Here is a 15,646-nt window from a genome sequence, read left to right as displayed (position 1 = left end):
TGCAGGCCGGCGGTGGCGGCCAGGATGCTGTTGAACCCCGGGCCGGGGGCTTCGTTGTCAAAGCGGCGGATCAGGTGGCGGGCCAGCGGCAGCGAGAGCAGGGGCAAGGCTGCCGGCCAGCCGAGGCCGCCGAGCAACGGCAGCAGGGCGTAGGGGGCGAGCATTTCGGCGGCGTAGAGGCGGCGGGTGGCCGGGCGGCCGAGGCGGACGGCCAGCGTGTTCTTGCCGCTTTTCGCATCGCCGTCGAGGTCGCGGTAGTTATTGACGGTGATCACCGCGGCAGCGTGCAGGCCGACCAGCGCCGCGGCGAGTAATGCCGTGGGGGTCAGGCTCAGCGTTTGCAGGTAATAGCTGCCGCCGACCGCGACCAGCCCGAAAAAGACAAAAACGAAGGCTTCGCCGAGTGGACCGTAGGCAATCGGCTTCGGCCCTCCGGTGTAGCCCCAGCCGGCGGCCAGCGAGCCGAGGCCGATGGCGACGATCGGCCAGCCGCCGTGGCGGACGAGAACGATGCCGCACCCGAAGGCCAGGGCGAAACTGAGCCAGGCACCGGCCTTGACCTTGCCCGGTGTCAGCCAGCCTTCGGCCGTGGCGCGCTTGGGGCCGAGGCGACCCGGCGTGTCGGTGCCGCGCAGGAAGTCGCCGACGTCGTTGAACAGGTTGGTGCCGATCTGGATGCAGGCGGCGCCGAACGCAGCGGCGAGCAGCGGCAGCCAGAGCAGGGCGGCGCTGTCGTGCCAGGCGATGGCCGTCCCGACCAGCACCGGCGATAGCGAGACTGACAGCGTCTTCGGGCGGCAGGCGAGGAACCAGGCGTGCAGTCGGGAGGGCTGCATGAAACTCAATTTCTTTCGACCGCTCGGTAAGCCTGTTGCGGATCGTTCGGTTCCAGAGGGTTGGTCATGGTTAGCAGACCGTCACGCATCAGTGGGCGCAGATAGCTCTGGCGTACGACTTCCGGGTTACGGCGCAGCAGGGCGGAAAGTTCCTCGACGCGCCACTCGCGTAGCATGCATAAGTCCACCACCAAGCCGCGTATTTCCTCGGGAGGGTGGCGTTTGCCGATTGCGCCAAGCCTCGACGCCAGAGAGCCGGGAAGGGAATCCAGAAGGGGACGGGCTAAGGCTTCATCGAACCTGTCAGCCAAGCCCGCTGGTGTATTCAAGGCATGGGGGTTACTAGATAAGAGGGAAGGGTTACTAGATAAGAGGGAAGGGTTACTAGATAACGGGTCGGGTTTTTCGGACAGCATGTTGCCTTCAGCGGTTAGTTTGCCGGTCGGGGTGTAGTAGGTGGCCGAACCCCGCCCCTTCTGCGTCAATAGGCCGGCATCACGCAGGCGACGCAGAGCCTGGCTGGCGGACAGCGTATCGACCTTGTTCAATTCTCGGTAGGTCGCATTGTCGATCGCGCCGGCCTCACGAACCACGATCAGCGCCTTGGCTTCCTCGTCGGAGAGATGCAAGTCGCGGAAATGGGCCAGCCAGGCGATGTCATCTTCCCCAAGAAAGTGATGGAAGAAATAACGGGCAACAAACTGGTCGGCGCCCCGGTCGGATTCAAACAGCGGTGGCGTGAGTCCAGCCTGTTCCATGCTCTCGCGCATGACGCGAATGCCGCTGCCCTTGGTTTCGGCGAAGCGCGTTTCGTGCAGCACGGCAGCAATTTTTGGGTTGCGCGGCTGCGAACCGGGCTCGCCCAGATGTTCCGGTGACTTGAGCGAGAAACCCGGATTGCGGATTTCCAGCCGGTTGGCGTAGCGGATGATCTGGACCGGGCTATGGCTGCGGTAACTGCGGTGCATCAGCGCATTGACCAGCGCCTCTCGAATGACGCGCAGGGGAATCACCGGTTTGTCCTGTCGTTGAAGTTCGCCCTCGCCAAGGCCGAAACTCTTCGGCAGATCATCGAGCACTGCGGCCTGGGCGCGGCGAATCAGGCGGAAAAGCGGATCGCGCAGTTCAACAGTGTCGAAACGACGGTCAGGATCGGGCACCCATTCGCGACCCGGGACACGGATGTAATCGACGCGCGTCATCGGGAAGCAACGGCGCAGGGCCGGTGGCTTGCCGAACAGGATGAGGCCGGCAACCGTCGGCTGCCATTCACCTTTTGGATTGCGGCGAATGCAGCCCAAGGCCTGAAACAGCTCTTCGTCAGACCAACGTAGTGCCTCCGCATCCGGATTGGCCTCGGCGAGGGATTTCCGGTAGTCCGCAATGGCCTCGGGCGAAAGATCATCAAGCATCGAATCAGCGACGATGCCGGCATCGAAACTCTCCTGCTGGCGTCCCTGGTAGAAGACGGCCAGATCGTCGTCGGTGCAACGCTGATCAGTGCTGCCGATCCGGCGATAGGCGCCCCGTGGCAAACCTTGTGCCTTGAAGAAAATGGGTTTGTCCTGGGGCTGAGCTTCGGGAACGAAAACCACCACGACATTCTTCCCGTCAATATTATCGGTCGAAATATCGACCCGCAGCGGAGTGTTGAAACTGTCACGGCACTGGCTGGCAAGATCGCTGCTGATCTTGTCGGGATGGGCAACCCCCTCGACTTCGTAAGCGGGGAAGAGGGCCATTTCCTCACGCACAACGCCCAATGCAATCCAGCCGCCACCCAGGCCCGGCTCGTTGGCAAAAGCGCAAACGGTTTCCAGAACGGACTTGCCGGCTTCTGAGGCGCGCTTGGCCTCGATCCGCTCGTTTTCGTCGAGCAGGTTGAGGTTTTCGAGGAGTTCGCTAGCGGTCATGGATTGACTCCTTCGAGATAAGCGAGGGCAGCGGCTTCTGAATCTTCGATGGCGATTTCGACGGCGCGCTTGGCGGCGTCGAGGAGTTGGGTGGCGCGTTGTTTTGCCTGAAAACTGGCCTCGACAGATTGCCTGACTTGCGCCTGGATATTTTCGGGCGCCACCCAGATGGAGAACTGGGCAATGTCGTTGGGGTACAACTCAATTTGTCCTGACGAACCGCGAAAGCGTTGGTTGACCTGCAATTGGCCAGCCAGACTATTCAAAAAAACCGCCAAGTACACCGGGTCAATGCTGCCTTTGTGGGGGCGCAGGATGGTTACGTGGTTGTCCGGGATAGCTTTGAATGGGTGCAGATAAGGGGCAGCCCGGCCGATTGTTCCGACGCCGGTGCCGTTGATCAACACATCGCCCGGTTCGATCAACAGGCTGCTATCGGAGGAAGTCGCGTAACGATTATCCGCATCGACGCGTACCTCACCATTTATGACATGCTTTGAATTGACCACAGGCAGGCCGCTCTCGGAGTATTCCGGCTGCTTGCCCCGTTGGTTGGTATGCAACAAGTTGGCGAGCGGGGATGCTTGCCCGGTTGATTCGATCAGTTCGATTAGCTTGGCGTATTTGGGCTGGAAGTATTCAGCATCCAGTCGCCCGGTCGTGAAGGCATCGACGCTGTTGCGGACGTAGCTTTGTGGTTCGAGAGGTTGCCAGTTGTCGAGGCCAAGAGTTTGTAGCAATGTCGTTTCAGCAGTGTCAATTGACCTTGCTGCATCGCGACGACACTGGAGCGCCGCCTGAACAACGAGGGCAACTGCTTTTTGGGCGGCACTGGAAAGAAGTGGTATCGGAATATCGCCAACCTTTTGTAGCGACAATCCTTGTTGAACCATTCCCGAGGCGTAACGCTTTATGCGGTCTTGCCCAAATTTTGAGTTCAAATAGGCGATGACGAATTCAGGCCGAATGCCTTCCTTGTCGGCCCAGGAAATGCGCGCAACGTCTTGGTCAATGTTTGCAGGCAGCGCTTCTTTCGTGACCAGCGCACACATTCCAACCGTCCCACGCGTCGATAAAATGATGTCATTTTCTGCGAGCGACGAGCGTTTGTTGGCCAGGTCAACCGATGCAGCAATCGTTTCCGCTGGTGTGCGGTCGCTGAACCAGTCACGGGCGCACTTGGCGGTCAACATGGCTATCCGGGAATGTTCGTCGACGATGTGATAGCCGTGTGGACCGTCTGTTACTGCGGCGAAAGCACCAATCGTTGTCTTTGAGAGAGTGGATAGTTCTGAGTCCTCAAGCAGATATTTCTTCTGGAAAAACTCCGCCTCGTAACGCAACTCATCATTTAGCACTGACCAAGGTATTTCCGTCGCCTCCAGCCCTTCCAACAACGCCCGATACCGGGCTTCATTGAAAGGGCTCAGCGAAAAAAACTTAGCTTTTCTTTCTTGGCGAATTCAATGAACGCCTCGGCGATGCCGTCCGGCGTGCGCTTGCCATCTTTCAGCGGGTGGCTGAACAGGTCGTGTTTGACCACCAGGTGCTCGTGTTCATCAAGCACGAATTCGCCAAGGTTGCGCGGCGTGACGTCGTAGCGGTCGACGGCTTCGGCAACACAGTTTTCAGGCGTGACGGCTTCGCCTGCGGCCCACTGCGCCATGTCTTTCTGTTTGACGAAAATCTTGTCGCCGCTGTTGTCCTTGGATGGTTCGCGCATGGTGGCGAAGAAGATGGGGTAGTCGTCTACGCGGCGGCACAGGTCGCCGGCAGCAGGATCGTCGTTCCACTTTTGCAGGAAGATAACGCTGGTTTTGGTGCCGGTGTGCGGTTTGAAGACGTTGCCGTGCAGGCCGACGACGGCCAGGATGCGGCAGTGTTCGGCCATGTATTCGCGGATGCGTTTGTCGCTGGAGTTGTTGAAGCGGCCTTGTGGCAGGACGAGGGCCAGGCGGCCACCCGGTTTGACGAAACTGAGGTTGCGCTCAATGAACAGGATGTCGCGGCCAACGGCGCTTTGGTGCTTGCCGTCCGGCTTTTTGCCGAGTTCGTAGCGGGCGAGGATGCGGGTTTCCTTGATGTCGCCGGCAAAGGGCGGGTTGGCCATGAGAATGTCGAAGCCGAAATCGCGGTTGCTGCTGCGCTCGGTTTTCAGGTCGTCGAGGCGGAACCAGCCTTGAGCGTAGGTTTTGAGCCAGTTTTTGTCGTCGGTTTTTTCGCCCCAGCGCTCGTAGTCGAGGGTGTTGAGATGGAGGACGTTGGTTTCGCCGTCGCCGGCAATCAGGTTCAAGGTGCGGCCGACGCGCACGGCTTTTTCATCGAAGTCGATGGCGAAGACTTTGTCGCGGACGTAGTTTTCGCAACGGGCCGGTTTCTTTTCGGTAGTGAAGAGGTGGCTTTTGTTCAGGCCTTCCTCTTTCATGATCTGTTCCCAGACGTGGAAGATGCCGTGCACCGGGAAGCCGCAACTGCCGGCGGCAGTGTCGATCAGTGTTTCCTGCTCCTGCGGGTTGAGCATTTTGACGCACATGTCGATGACGTAGCGCGGCGTGAAGTATTGGCCTTTTTCGCCTTTGCTGGATTTGTTGATGAGGTATTCGAAGGCTTCGTCGACGACGTCCAGATTGGAGTTGAAGAGTTTGACCTTTTCCAGCGAGGCGACACAGACGGCGAGGTGGCTTGGCGTCAGGTCGATTTTGGCATCGTCGCTGAAGATGCCTTTCCATTTTTTGCGGGCCTTGTCGAACAGATCCTGAATCTTGGCCCTGAGTTCGGTTTCGGTGTCGCCGTAGTTCTTGAAAACGAGGTGACGCTTTTTGTCGCGGCCACTTTCCATTTCGTCGAAAAGCTTGGTGAAGATGAGTTTGAACAGTTCTTCAAAGACGTCGACGCCGGCATTGGCGAGGACTTCATCTTCCATTTCGAGGATCAAGTCCTTGAGGGATTTTTTCTCGTTGACCAGTTTGTCGAGGCGCACCAGATCGTCAATGGTCCACCGTTCGCTGAGGATTTCCGAGAGCTTTTGCCGGGCAGACGGGATGCCGGGAATGTCTTCGAAATAGTTGGGGTCTTTGCGGTGGTAGTAGGAGATCTGCTCGCCGTTGCTCCAGACGCCCATCGGAGCGCCGGTGGCGTTGCAATAGCTTTTGAGTTGATCCTTGCCGTCCTTGAGTTTGGGTTTTTTGACTTCGACCAAAATGTAAGGGTCGGTGGGGCGGGCAGCGTCGAAGATGCAGATGTCGGCCCGCTTTTTCTCGCGGCCAAAGGTGACACCATATTCGAGTTCCATGCGACTGATGGGGTAGCCGAGGTCATCGCGCAGGAGCATGACGTAGAGCTGACGGACGGCTTCCTCCGGTGTCAGCTTGACGGGTTTGCCGCGCACCAGACAATTCACATAAGGGGCTTCTTTCTTGCCGGATTCCTTGAGCGTGATACCGGCTTCGAGCGCCTTGATCTGCTCGGGTTTGAACTGGGTCAGCTTGTAGGCGCTGTCTTTGAGTAGTTCGGCCAGAGTGATGCTCATTGTGGTGCTCCCTTGTTTTTGTTCGAAATGATACAGGCATCAAATCGACTTTTTGTTTGTTGTCGGTATTGATTGCAAGCTGCGTTTTGCGGCTCGCAAAGGGTTGCTGGCCTTAAATCAGGGCCAGGCGCGGGCGCCCCAGATCATCCGCTTGGCGACGAAGTGGCGGGCCGGTGGGCAGATGTCGAGGGCCAGCAAACCGAGGCCGCGGACCAGTTTGAGCGGGGCGAAATCGTTGGAGAAGGTACGGACGATCTGGTCGGTGAAGAAGGCGCTGCCCTGGCGGTCGAGGCGGCGGTTTCGGGCGTAGTTTTCGAGATTGCTACGGTCAACGCCGTTTTTGAGCAAAATTTCGGCGAGTTGCCAGGCGTCGCGCAGGCCGAGGTTGAAGCCCTGGCCGGAGACCGGGTGCAGGGTCTGCGCGGTGTTGCCGATCCACACTTCATGGCCTTGTACCAAGCGGCTGCGCCGACGCAGAAACAGCGGGAAGCGGCTGCGTTTGCCGGGTTTGGCGAAGGTCGTGCGCTGGCCGAATTGTTGTTGCAGGGCGGCGATGAAGGCGGCGTCGTCCATGGCCATCACCGCATCGGCCTTGGCCGGCGGTAGCGTGAACACGATCGAGTATTGGTCGCCCAGCGGCAGCAGGGCGAGCGGGCCGTCCGGCGTGAAGCGTTCCCAGGCGCGTTTGTTGTGACCAGGGGTCGGCGTGACTTCGCAGATCACGGCGTGCTGGTGGTAGTCGCTGACTTTGACGGCCGAATCGTCGCCGGGCGTGCCTTCGGCGTGCACCAGCAGGCGGGTGCGGATGGTGCGCAACTTGCCGGCGTGACGCAGCGACACGGTGACGCCGTCGTCGTCCGGCGTGATGTCGATGATTTCCGCCTCGGCAAGCAGGGCGCCGGGTTCCAGGTTGGCGGCCAGCGCGGCGGCCAGATCGCGATAGCGGACGACGTAACCGAGGGCCGGCAGGGCGTAGTCGGCACGGTCGATGACGGTGCGGCCGAAGCCGCCTTTTTGCGAGACGTGGATGGTTTCGATCGGCGTCGCGGCGCGCGCCGGCCAGCTGGCGATCTGTTCGAGCAACTGGCGGGCGCCGTGCGACAGGGCCAGGGCGCGCGGGTCGGCTTGCTGGGCTTGCAGCGGTCGACAGTCGATCAGCAAGGATTTCCGGCCGCCGGCGGCGAGCGCCAGGTGTAGCGTCAGGCCGACCGGGCCGGCGCCGACGATCAGGATGTCGACGTGGTCGACGGCTGGCTCAGTCATGGCGCATGACTTCCTCGATTTCGGCCACCGTCTTTGGCGCCGTGGTGAACACGTCGCAACCGCTTGCGGTGACCCGCACATCGTCCTCGATGCGGATGCCGATGCCGGCCAGCGCCGGCGGGATGTCGTCGGCCGGGCGGATGTAGAGGCCGGGTTCGACGGTCAGTGTCATGCCTGGCTGCAGCGTCGTCCACGCGTCGCCGACCTTGTATTCGCCGGCGTCATGGACGTCAAGGCCGAGCCAGTGGCCGGTGCGGTGCATGTAGAAGCGTTTGTAGTCGCCCTTGTCGATCAGCTGGTCGAGGTCGCCGGTGAGTAGCTTCAAGTCGACCAAACCCTGGGTCAGCACGCGCACGGCGGCATCGTGGCCTTCCATGAAATGGCGGCCGGGGGCGGTGGCGGCGACAGCGGCCGCCTGGGCGGCGAGGACGATTTCGTAGACGTCCTTCTGGGCGGCGCTGAAGCGGCCATTGACCGGGAAGGTGCGGGTGATGTCGGCGGCGTAGCCTTCGACTTCGCAGCCGGCGTCGATGAGGACCAGGGTGTGGTCGTTGAGCACCTTGTTGTTCTCGACGTAGTGCAGCACGCAGGCGTTGGCGCCGCCGGCGACGATCGGCGTGTAGGCATGGGCGTCGGCGCCGCGTTTGCGAAATTCGTAAGTTAGCTCGGCTTCGAGTTCGTACTCGGCCAGGCCGGGGCGGCAGGCGCGCATGGCGCGGGCGTGGCCGGCGCTGGCGATGTCGGCCGAGCGCTGCTGGATGCCGGCCTCGGCGGCGTCTTTGATGAGGCGCATGGCGTCGAGTTCGAAACGCAGGTCGTGGATGGCGCGCGGCGCCCGTTTGCCGGCCCGGGTCTGGGCGCGGACTTCGTTCAGGGCCTTGGCGACGCGGGCATCCCATTCGGCATCGTGGCCGATGGCGTGCCACAGCGTGTCACGGTCAACCAGAAATTCGGCCAGTTTTTTGTCGAGCTGCTCGATCGGGTACGCAGCGTCGAAGCCAAAGGCGACCTTGGCGGCTTTCGGGCCGTAGCGGTAACCGTCCCAGATTTCGCGCTCTTCGTGCTTTTCGCGACAAAAGAGGATGGATTTGGGTTTCCTGCCACCGATCAGCACGACCACCGCTTCCGGTTCCGGGAAGCCGGTGAGATACCAGAAATAGCTGTCGAAGCGATAAAGGTGGTGGGCATCGCGGTTGCGGATGACTTCGGGCGCCGTCGGCACGATGGCGACGCCGTCGCCGATGGTCTTCAGCAAGCGCCGGCGGCGGGCGAGAAAGTGGGTGTGGGTCATGCGTTGGTGTCTTTCTTCGTGATTCTGCTCTGCGCGGTTTCGATCTGCTTGATGCTGCGTTCCGGTGTTGGCAAATCTTCTGGCATGGTGCCGCCGAGTTCCTCGATGGTCTGGCGGACTTTCTGGCCGACGGCAAAGTGCGTTTCGTTGGCTTGCCGTTTACCTTGGACAGCATCGCGGCGCAATTTCTCCTCGGTTTGCGTGGCGCGGAACAGGTTGGCGGCCAGTTCGGTACTGCCCATGTGGTCGAGGATTTTCTGGCTTTTTTTCAAGCCTTTCCTGGCCTTGATGCCCGTGGCGTCGAGTCCGCCGTAGAGGCCACGGTAGCCGTGGTTCTGGAAAATGGCGAAATCCTGGCCGCTTTCGACGCCAGCATCGGCTGCGGCAGCTGCAAGATATTTGTTGTGCTGAGCCAGTTCGTTGCGAATGGCCAGGCGCTTTTCATCCTCGCTCAGTTGGCCGAAAACCGTATCGTTCGCCAGCTCTTGCCGGCGGGTCTGGATGGCAAAGTAGGTCTGGCCGTTGGCGATGACCGGCTTGGACGGGTCGCCGTTCTGGACGATCAGGTAGCAGGCGTAGCGGGAAAGGTGAACGTCAGGGACGTTGCGCTGGGCATTGGAGCCGATGGCAACCATTTTGGTGGTGTCACCGAAATGGTCTGCAACGGATTGTCTGGACTGCTCGCAAGCAAGCCGCGCCTTGTCTACAACCTGCATGAAATTCCGCCAATCCTGGTATTCCAGCAAGGGGGCAAGATCGCGCGCTGACCAGAATTCTTCGCCGTCCTCATCATGCTGGCGGATGTTTTCAAAACCTTGATGAGGTGCGTGCTGAGCGGGAAGTTGGTTCATGGCGGGCTCCTAAAGATGGCGTTCCAGAATCGCCTGCTTACGGGCCGGGGCGGCGGCGATGATGGCCTCGGCGGCGGCGATGGCGCGCTGTTCGATTTCGACTTCGGTGACGATGCGCTGCTGCTCGGCTACCGGCGGAACGGGCACCTTGATGTTACGCATGATGGTGGCGTTGATGTTGGCCTGGTTGATCGACTTGGACGCCTTGCCTTTGGCTTCCTGCTGGAAAGCTGCGGAGTTCATCATCAGGGTCAGGAACAGCGGCAATATCTTGGCGGTATCCGGCACGACGCGCACGAGGTAGGAGGCGAAACAGTAGTCGCCATCGAGATCGAACAGGCCGGTCTTGCCGACATGCTCAATGCTGTTGGTGCGGTTGAACAGCACGTCACCCTTGTTCAGCCGGTATTTGGCGAATTCGTCGGCAGAAATGTCGGCGCACTTCATGCTGCCGTTATCCGCCATGTGCCCGGCGATGATTTCGTTCATGCGGAAAATCTTGTAGCCGACGCCGGCCTCGTTCATTTTTTCCGACAGGCCGTATTGCACGGCCAGCGCCAGTTTGTCGATTTCCTGTTTGGCTGCGGTCGACGCGTAAATTTGGCCGATTTTGCTGTCGACCGTGGCACGGGCGGCGGCAATGCTGGCTTGGGCGGTGGTGACTTCGTTATCGACGGCCTGGCATTCGGTGACGATTTGGTGCTGGACGGGGAGGGGCGGGAGGGGGATCTCCTTTTCCCGCAAGTCGCTACTGGATATGGATTCAAAGGTGGCGCCTTGCTTGCCTTGAAAGCGAGGTTTGTTCTGGCTGATAAATTCGTACAGATAAGCGTTGTTTAGGCGTTCGTTTCCGCGAATGGCAGCTAGGCCACGACCGATACAAATTTCAGGGTATGGGTTGATATTTACGTCGCCAACCGGGGCGCGAACACTCATTAACACGTCGCCGAGTATTGCCTTTTTGGTGGTGTTGGTCGTCCAAGTGCTTGGCGGGTTCAATGCCAGGGGGCCGAAATCCTTTTTGCCTTGATAGAAGGGCAAACCGTCGCCTTTGTCGTTGTAATAAGTGGATTCTGGGGATTGGCCCGCGATAATTTCTGAAACCGTGTCTAGCTTGACCGATGGCCACTGGCTTTCAATTGGCGGTAGAGCCTTGGGAGAGAGTCCGATTTGCTTCTCAAAGACCACCCTTGAAAAATCCAGCATATCGACCAGCCGCGCCGTGTTGGCGTAAGGCTTCAGGTTTTCGGGCAAATTTCCCGGTTGACCGCGGAAGTTGGCGGCGATCAGCGCATTGAGCTTTTCCGGGTTGTTACGGTCGTTTTCGTCGTAGAGCACGGTCTGGTGCTGGCCTTGGGCGTTTTTGACGAGCTTGATGCCTTCGTCGCCCTTGGCGCTGGACCAGTCGTAGCCGAGGAATTGCTTTTGCGCCTTGTTCTCGCTCGGGCTCTTGATGATGAGCACGGGGTTGGGCTGGTCGCTGGCCAGCACGAAGTGGAGCAGTTTGTCGCGTTCGATGGCGTGCACGAAGGCGAGGTAGCGGCGGTCGATTTCGGCATCCTGCTCGGCTTGCGGCAGGGCGTTGAATTTCTTTTGCTTGTAGAGGTTCTTGATCTCGGTGCTGTCGTTGAAGGCGGCGGTGTAGGCGTCGAAGTAGTCGGCGTTGCACCACGGGCCGTGGGCGTTGCCTTGGAGCAGGGTTTTGTAGTCGGCGGCGGGGACGCCGATGTGGGCGGCGTAGCGGTCGATGAGGGGCTCGTCCTGATAGATGGGCTGATTGGCGTCGGCAGCAAACCATTCGGCAACCCGTTCGCGGTAGTGCTCGGCGGTGTCCGGTGCGGTGGCCTTGCGACGCAGGAAAAGGGTGACGGTGTTGGTGCCGGTTTTGCCAAAGGTGCCGCTGCCGAATTCGGCGATGGCGACGAGGTCGAAATACTGGATGAGGATTTCGCGGGTTTTGATGTAGGTGCCGTTGCCATTGCTGAGGATGGAGGCGGGCAGGATGATGGCGGCGATGCCACCGGTTTTGAGCAGTTGCTTGGCGCGCTCGATAAAGAAGCATTCGATGCTGTTGTTGGTGTCGAGCGCGCTGGTGGTGTCGGTGAGCGCGTAGGCGGCACGTTCGGCTTCGGGCAGGGTTTCGAGAAAGCCTTTGACGCTGTAGGGCGGGTTGGCGACGAGGATGTCGAAACTGTTGTCGGCGATTTGCGGGTGGCTGGGGTGGGTTTTGACCAGCGCATCGCCGTAGCAGATGGCGATGTCGCGTTGGCCGTGCATGAAGGCGGCGACCTTGGCGACTTTGGAGAGGCGGTATTCTTTTTCGATGCCGACGATGGCTTGATGGTAGGTGGTGATGTCGGCTTGCGGGTGGGCGGCGACGACGAGCGGCTTGATCTGGCGGGCGAGTTCGGTGAGGAAGTGGCCGGCACCGCAGGCGTAGTCAATGACTTTGGGCGGCGTGGCGTGCTGGGCGACGAGACTGTGCAGCGGCAGGCTCATCATGATGAAGCGGCAGATGGGCAGCGGCGTGAAGTATTGGCCTTCGCTCTGTTTGACGCCTTGGTCGAGAAAGCCCTCGAAGAGGTCGCCGAGAAACTGGCTGTTGCCGGCTTCGTTGGTCAGGCGGATGTCTTGCCACATCTGAATGACTTTGAGGAGGACTTCGGCGTTTTGGTAAAACAGCTTTTCGTTGTGAACGTCGATGAATGAAAAGTCGTTGTTGGTGAAGAATTTTTGTTGCAGGAAGAGCTGCCAGACGGCGCGCTGGGTGGCGTCCGGGTTCTGCTTGATGAAGCGCATGGCGTTTTGCACGGCGCTGCGGTCGATGTAGGTGATCGGCTCGCCGAGGAATTTGCCCATGCCTTCCTTGTAGAGTTGCTGGAGGCGGTCGAAGAGGTCGAAATGGCTGTCATAGGCGACGCCTTTCCAGTAGAACTTGAGGTCTTGCGGGTTCTGGGTTTCGTCGACCAGCTTGCAGAGCAGCAGGTTGACCAGTTTGTCGAAGGCGTTTTCACGGCCCGAAACATTGTGCTGGCGGAGGATGGTGGCGAACTCGTGATACTTCTTCTGCTGGTCGCTGGCGCTGACGGTGTTCAGGTCCGCGAGGCTGTATTGATCCTTGCCGATCTGGTAGGTCTGGATACCCTTCTCGAAAATGCCCTTGGTGGTGAAATCGAGCTTGTAGGTGTCGCGCCAGATGGCGAAACGCTCCGGTGTGCTGGTGGCCGTTTTGAAACCTTTGAGGCCTGGATTGTCGTCGAGGTATTTGTCGTTGTCGCGGTGGGCGATGATGTAGCTGCTATAGGCCAGCGCGCCATTGTCGAAGTCGGCGGTGTACAGACAGAGGAATTGGGTTTCGCTGATCTGATGGCTGTAGCTGAATAGCTGGCCACCATCTTGCAGGGTTTTTTTCCAGGCGCGGCTGAATTCATTGCCGGCCGTTTTGCATTCGATGATGAGCAGCGGCTTGCCGGCGTTATCCTTGACCAGGATGTCGGCGCGGCCACCGCTGGCGCCATGGCCGAGTTTCCATTTGGGTTCGAGTTCGATGTTGGCCGGTTTGTAGCCTTTTTCGAGCAGTCGATGGACGCATTCGAGGACGACGAAGTTTTCATCAATTTGCAGGTTGCAAGTCTGATGTTCGTTGATGACGAGGCCATCCGGGTAAGAAATTTCGCCTTTTTTCCAGTCGACCGTAAGCGTGGCATCGCCAATGGTTTTGCTGTGCTTGTGGCCGGATTTGGCAAAGCCCAGCAATTCGAGCGCAGTGCTCAGGTTGTCTTTGTTGATCATTGGCTCAGGTGGAATGGTTCGGTGTCGTCGGGGTGATTATGTTGTTGAAATTTGCGGTGTTGCAGACGTTTTCCATTCAGGGAAGGCGGCGAAGTTCTTGGTCTAATTCCGCCAGTCGTTGAGTAGTGCCGACGTCGACCCAGCGGCCGGCGAAGCGTTCCCCGGTCAGCGTGCCGGCGGCAATGGCGGCGTCGAGCAGGGGGCGGAGTTTCATGATCGTGCCGGATTGGACGCCGGCGAAGAAGGCTGGCGAGAAAACGCCGATGCCGGCGTAGGTGAAGGTTTGTTCGCCGTTGGCGTAGACGACGCGTTCGCCGTCCAGGCTGAAGTCGCCGCCGGTGTGATGTGCCGGATTGGCGACCATGACCAGATGGGCGGCCGGTTTCCAGCCTTCCACGGTCAACCGGAAAAAACGGCCAAAATCGAAATCGCAATAAACGTCGCCATTGACTACGAGAAATGGCTGGTCGCCGAGCAGCGGCAGCGCGGTGGCGATGCCGCCGGCGGTTTCGAGCGCGCCCGGCGGTTCGGGCGAATACTGGAGGTGCAGGCCCCATTGCGAGCCATCGCCCAGCGCCTGCTCAATGAGCGAACCGAGGTGGGCGTGGTTGATGACGATTTCCTTGAACCCCGCCGCCGCCAGTCGTTCCAGATGCCAGACGATGAGCGGCTTGCCGCCGGCGAGCAGCAGCGGCTTGGGCGTGTGGTCGGTGAGCGGCCGCATGCGTTCGCCACGGCCGGCGGCGAGGATGAAGGCTTTCATTCAGCGCCGGTAGCCGATCTGCTCGGTATTGCCTTCCAGCTTGTCGAGCAGGTTGAGCAGCGGTTTGAGCTGGACGTAGCGGTGCGCTGTCTTGCGGGCGTAGTTCATGAAGCGGGGCAGGTCTTCGCTGTATTTTTCCTTGCCGTCGCGGTACTTGAGGCGGCAGAAGATGCCGAGCACCTTGAGATGGCGCTGCAGGCCCATCAATTCGTAGTCGCGCCAGAAGGCGCCGAAGTCCTCGCGCACCGGCAGGCCGGCGGCGCGGGCCTTTTCCCAGTAACGGATGACCCAGTCGATTTCCTGCTCTTCTTCCCAGGAAATGAAGGCGTCGCGGAAGAGCGAGACGACGTCGTAGGTGATCGGGCCGTAGACCGCGTCCTGGAAGTCGATGATGCCCGGCGTCAGGCGCTCGGCACTTTCGACGACCATCAGGTTGCGCGGCATGAAGTCGCGGTGCACGAAAACCTTGGGCTGATTCAGCGCGTTGTTGATGAGGAACTTGAAAGTCCGGTCGAGCAGGGACTTTTCGCTGTCGTCGAGCTCAACGCCGAGGTGGCGGCCGATGAACCATTCGGGGAAAAGATCGAGTTCGCGGCGCAGCAGGGTGGCATCGTAGGGCGGCAGGGTCGCTGCGGTCGAGGCACATTGCCACTTGACCAGGACGTCGAGGACCGGGCGGATGAGCAGGTCGGCCAGGCTGAGGTCGGCGTTGAGCGCGTCGAGATAGCCGATGCGGCCAAGGTCGGTGAGGACCAGGAAACCGTTGTCGAGGTCTTTGTCGAGAATGCGCGGCGCGGCCAGATCAGCCTTGGCGAGCAGGCCGGCGACGTGGATGAAGGGCTGGCAGTCCTCTTTTTCCGGTGGCGCGTCCATCAGGATGCGCGTCTGGCCATCCGGCCAGGTCAGCCGGAAATAGCGGCGAAAACTGGCATCGGCCGAGGCCGGGGTAATGCGGACGGACTGCTCGGGAAAGCGACTGGCAACCCAGTCGGTAACAAGTTGATCGCGCGGCATGGGTTCCATAAGCGGCTAGGGTTCGCTTCGTTGTAAAATGGCGCGATTTTAACACTCGGGCATCGGCCGTTCCGGTCCCGGACTTCCATAGATTGCCTTGATGCCCGGTTTTGCCCGCCGACCGCTTGCTGTTTTTGTCTGCTGCCTGTTTGTCGGGGCGCCGGCCAGCCACGCCGCCGACGACGGGCTGCGCCTGCAGCTTTCGGGGGGCGGCTCGATGGCCGAGGCGCCGGTGGAGTCGCCCGAAATCATGCTGTTGGCGGCCGCCGATGCGCCGCTTCGCCTGCGCCAGGAACGCCGTTTCAACGTGCAGGGAAAGAAACGGCGGGCCGCGGCGCCGGTCGTGGTCGGCATCGAATTTCCGGCCGTGCTCAAGAAGGATGACGATTACCCG

General features: G+C 60.2%; 11 protein-coding genes. 1 reads left to right on the top strand and 10 read right to left on the bottom strand.

The genetic code is table 11. The features are described from left to right. The 10 genes from ADADOO_RS07505 to ADADOO_RS07460 all read right to left on the bottom strand — a co-directional run. Window positions 1-836, bottom strand: an 836-nt coding sequence (locus tag ADADOO_RS07505; protein ID WP_511276356.1) for a 1,4-dihydroxy-2-naphthoate polyprenyltransferase, incomplete at its 3' end; no start/stop codon positions are given. 5 nt (window positions 837-841) lie between these two features. Then, the gene (locus ADADOO_RS07500; RefSeq protein WP_511276354.1) at window positions 842-2,749 is read right to left on the bottom strand and encodes a DUF8451 domain-containing protein; all 1,908 of its coding nucleotides are present in this window, start codon (window positions 2,747-2,749) and stop codon (window positions 842-844) included. Continuing rightward, on the bottom strand, window positions 2,746-4,146 hold the full coding sequence (locus tag ADADOO_RS07495) for a restriction endonuclease subunit S domain-containing protein (RefSeq protein ID WP_511276352.1): 1,401 nt from the start codon (window positions 4,144-4,146) through the stop codon (window positions 2,746-2,748). Before ADADOO_RS07495 ends, ADADOO_RS07500 begins: the two co-directional genes overlap by 4 nt. 29 nt (window positions 4,147-4,175) lie before the next feature. Beyond that, a complete protein-coding gene (locus ADADOO_RS07490) occupies window positions 4,176-6,278 on the bottom strand; it encodes a type I restriction-modification system subunit M (protein WP_511276350.1) in 2,103 nt (700 codons plus the stop codon). A 117-nt stretch (window positions 6,279-6,395) separates the two neighbouring features. After that, on the bottom strand, window positions 6,396-7,541 hold the full coding sequence (locus tag ADADOO_RS07485) for an FAD-dependent monooxygenase (protein WP_511276348.1): 1,146 nt from the start codon (window positions 7,539-7,541) through the stop codon (window positions 6,396-6,398). Further along, on the bottom strand, window positions 7,534-8,832 hold the full coding sequence (locus tag ADADOO_RS07480) for an aminopeptidase P N-terminal domain-containing protein (RefSeq protein ID WP_511276346.1): 1,299 nt from the start codon (window positions 8,830-8,832) through the stop codon (window positions 7,534-7,536). Before ADADOO_RS07480 ends, ADADOO_RS07485 begins: the two co-directional genes overlap by 8 nt. After that, window positions 8,829-9,683, bottom strand: coding sequence for a DNA damage-inducible protein D (gene dinD / locus ADADOO_RS07475; protein ID WP_511276344.1), 855 nt, complete (start codon window positions 9,681-9,683; stop codon window positions 8,829-8,831). The genes ADADOO_RS07480 and dinD overlap by 4 nt, the downstream gene beginning before the upstream one ends. Before the next feature lie 9 nt (window positions 9,684-9,692). Then, window positions 9,693-13,475 carry a restriction endonuclease subunit S gene (locus ADADOO_RS07470; RefSeq protein ID WP_511276343.1) on the bottom strand — a complete coding sequence of 1,261 codons (3,783 nt, stop codon included), beginning with the start codon at window positions 13,473-13,475 and terminating at the stop codon, window positions 9,693-9,695. Between the two features lie 76 nt (window positions 13,476-13,551). Then, window positions 13,552-14,238, bottom strand: coding sequence for an N-acetylmuramate alpha-1-phosphate uridylyltransferase MurU (murU, locus tag ADADOO_RS07465; RefSeq protein ID WP_511276341.1), 687 nt, complete (start codon window positions 14,236-14,238; stop codon window positions 13,552-13,554). Beyond that, window positions 14,239-15,252 carry an aminoglycoside phosphotransferase family protein gene (locus tag ADADOO_RS07460; protein WP_511276340.1) on the bottom strand — a complete coding sequence of 338 codons (1,014 nt, stop codon included), beginning with the start codon at window positions 15,250-15,252 and terminating at the stop codon, window positions 14,239-14,241. A 100-nt stretch (window positions 15,253-15,352) separates the two neighbouring features. Here ADADOO_RS07460 and ADADOO_RS07455 point away from each other — a divergent pair. After that, window positions 15,353-15,646, top strand: a 294-nt coding sequence (locus ADADOO_RS07455) for a hypothetical protein (RefSeq protein WP_511276338.1), incomplete at its 3' end; no start/stop codon positions are given.

The organism is Azonexus sp. (assembly GCF_036170495.1).
Taxonomy (GTDB): Bacteria; Pseudomonadota; Gammaproteobacteria; order Burkholderiales; family Rhodocyclaceae; genus Azonexus.
This window is presented reverse-complemented; position numbering and strand designations above follow the sequence as displayed.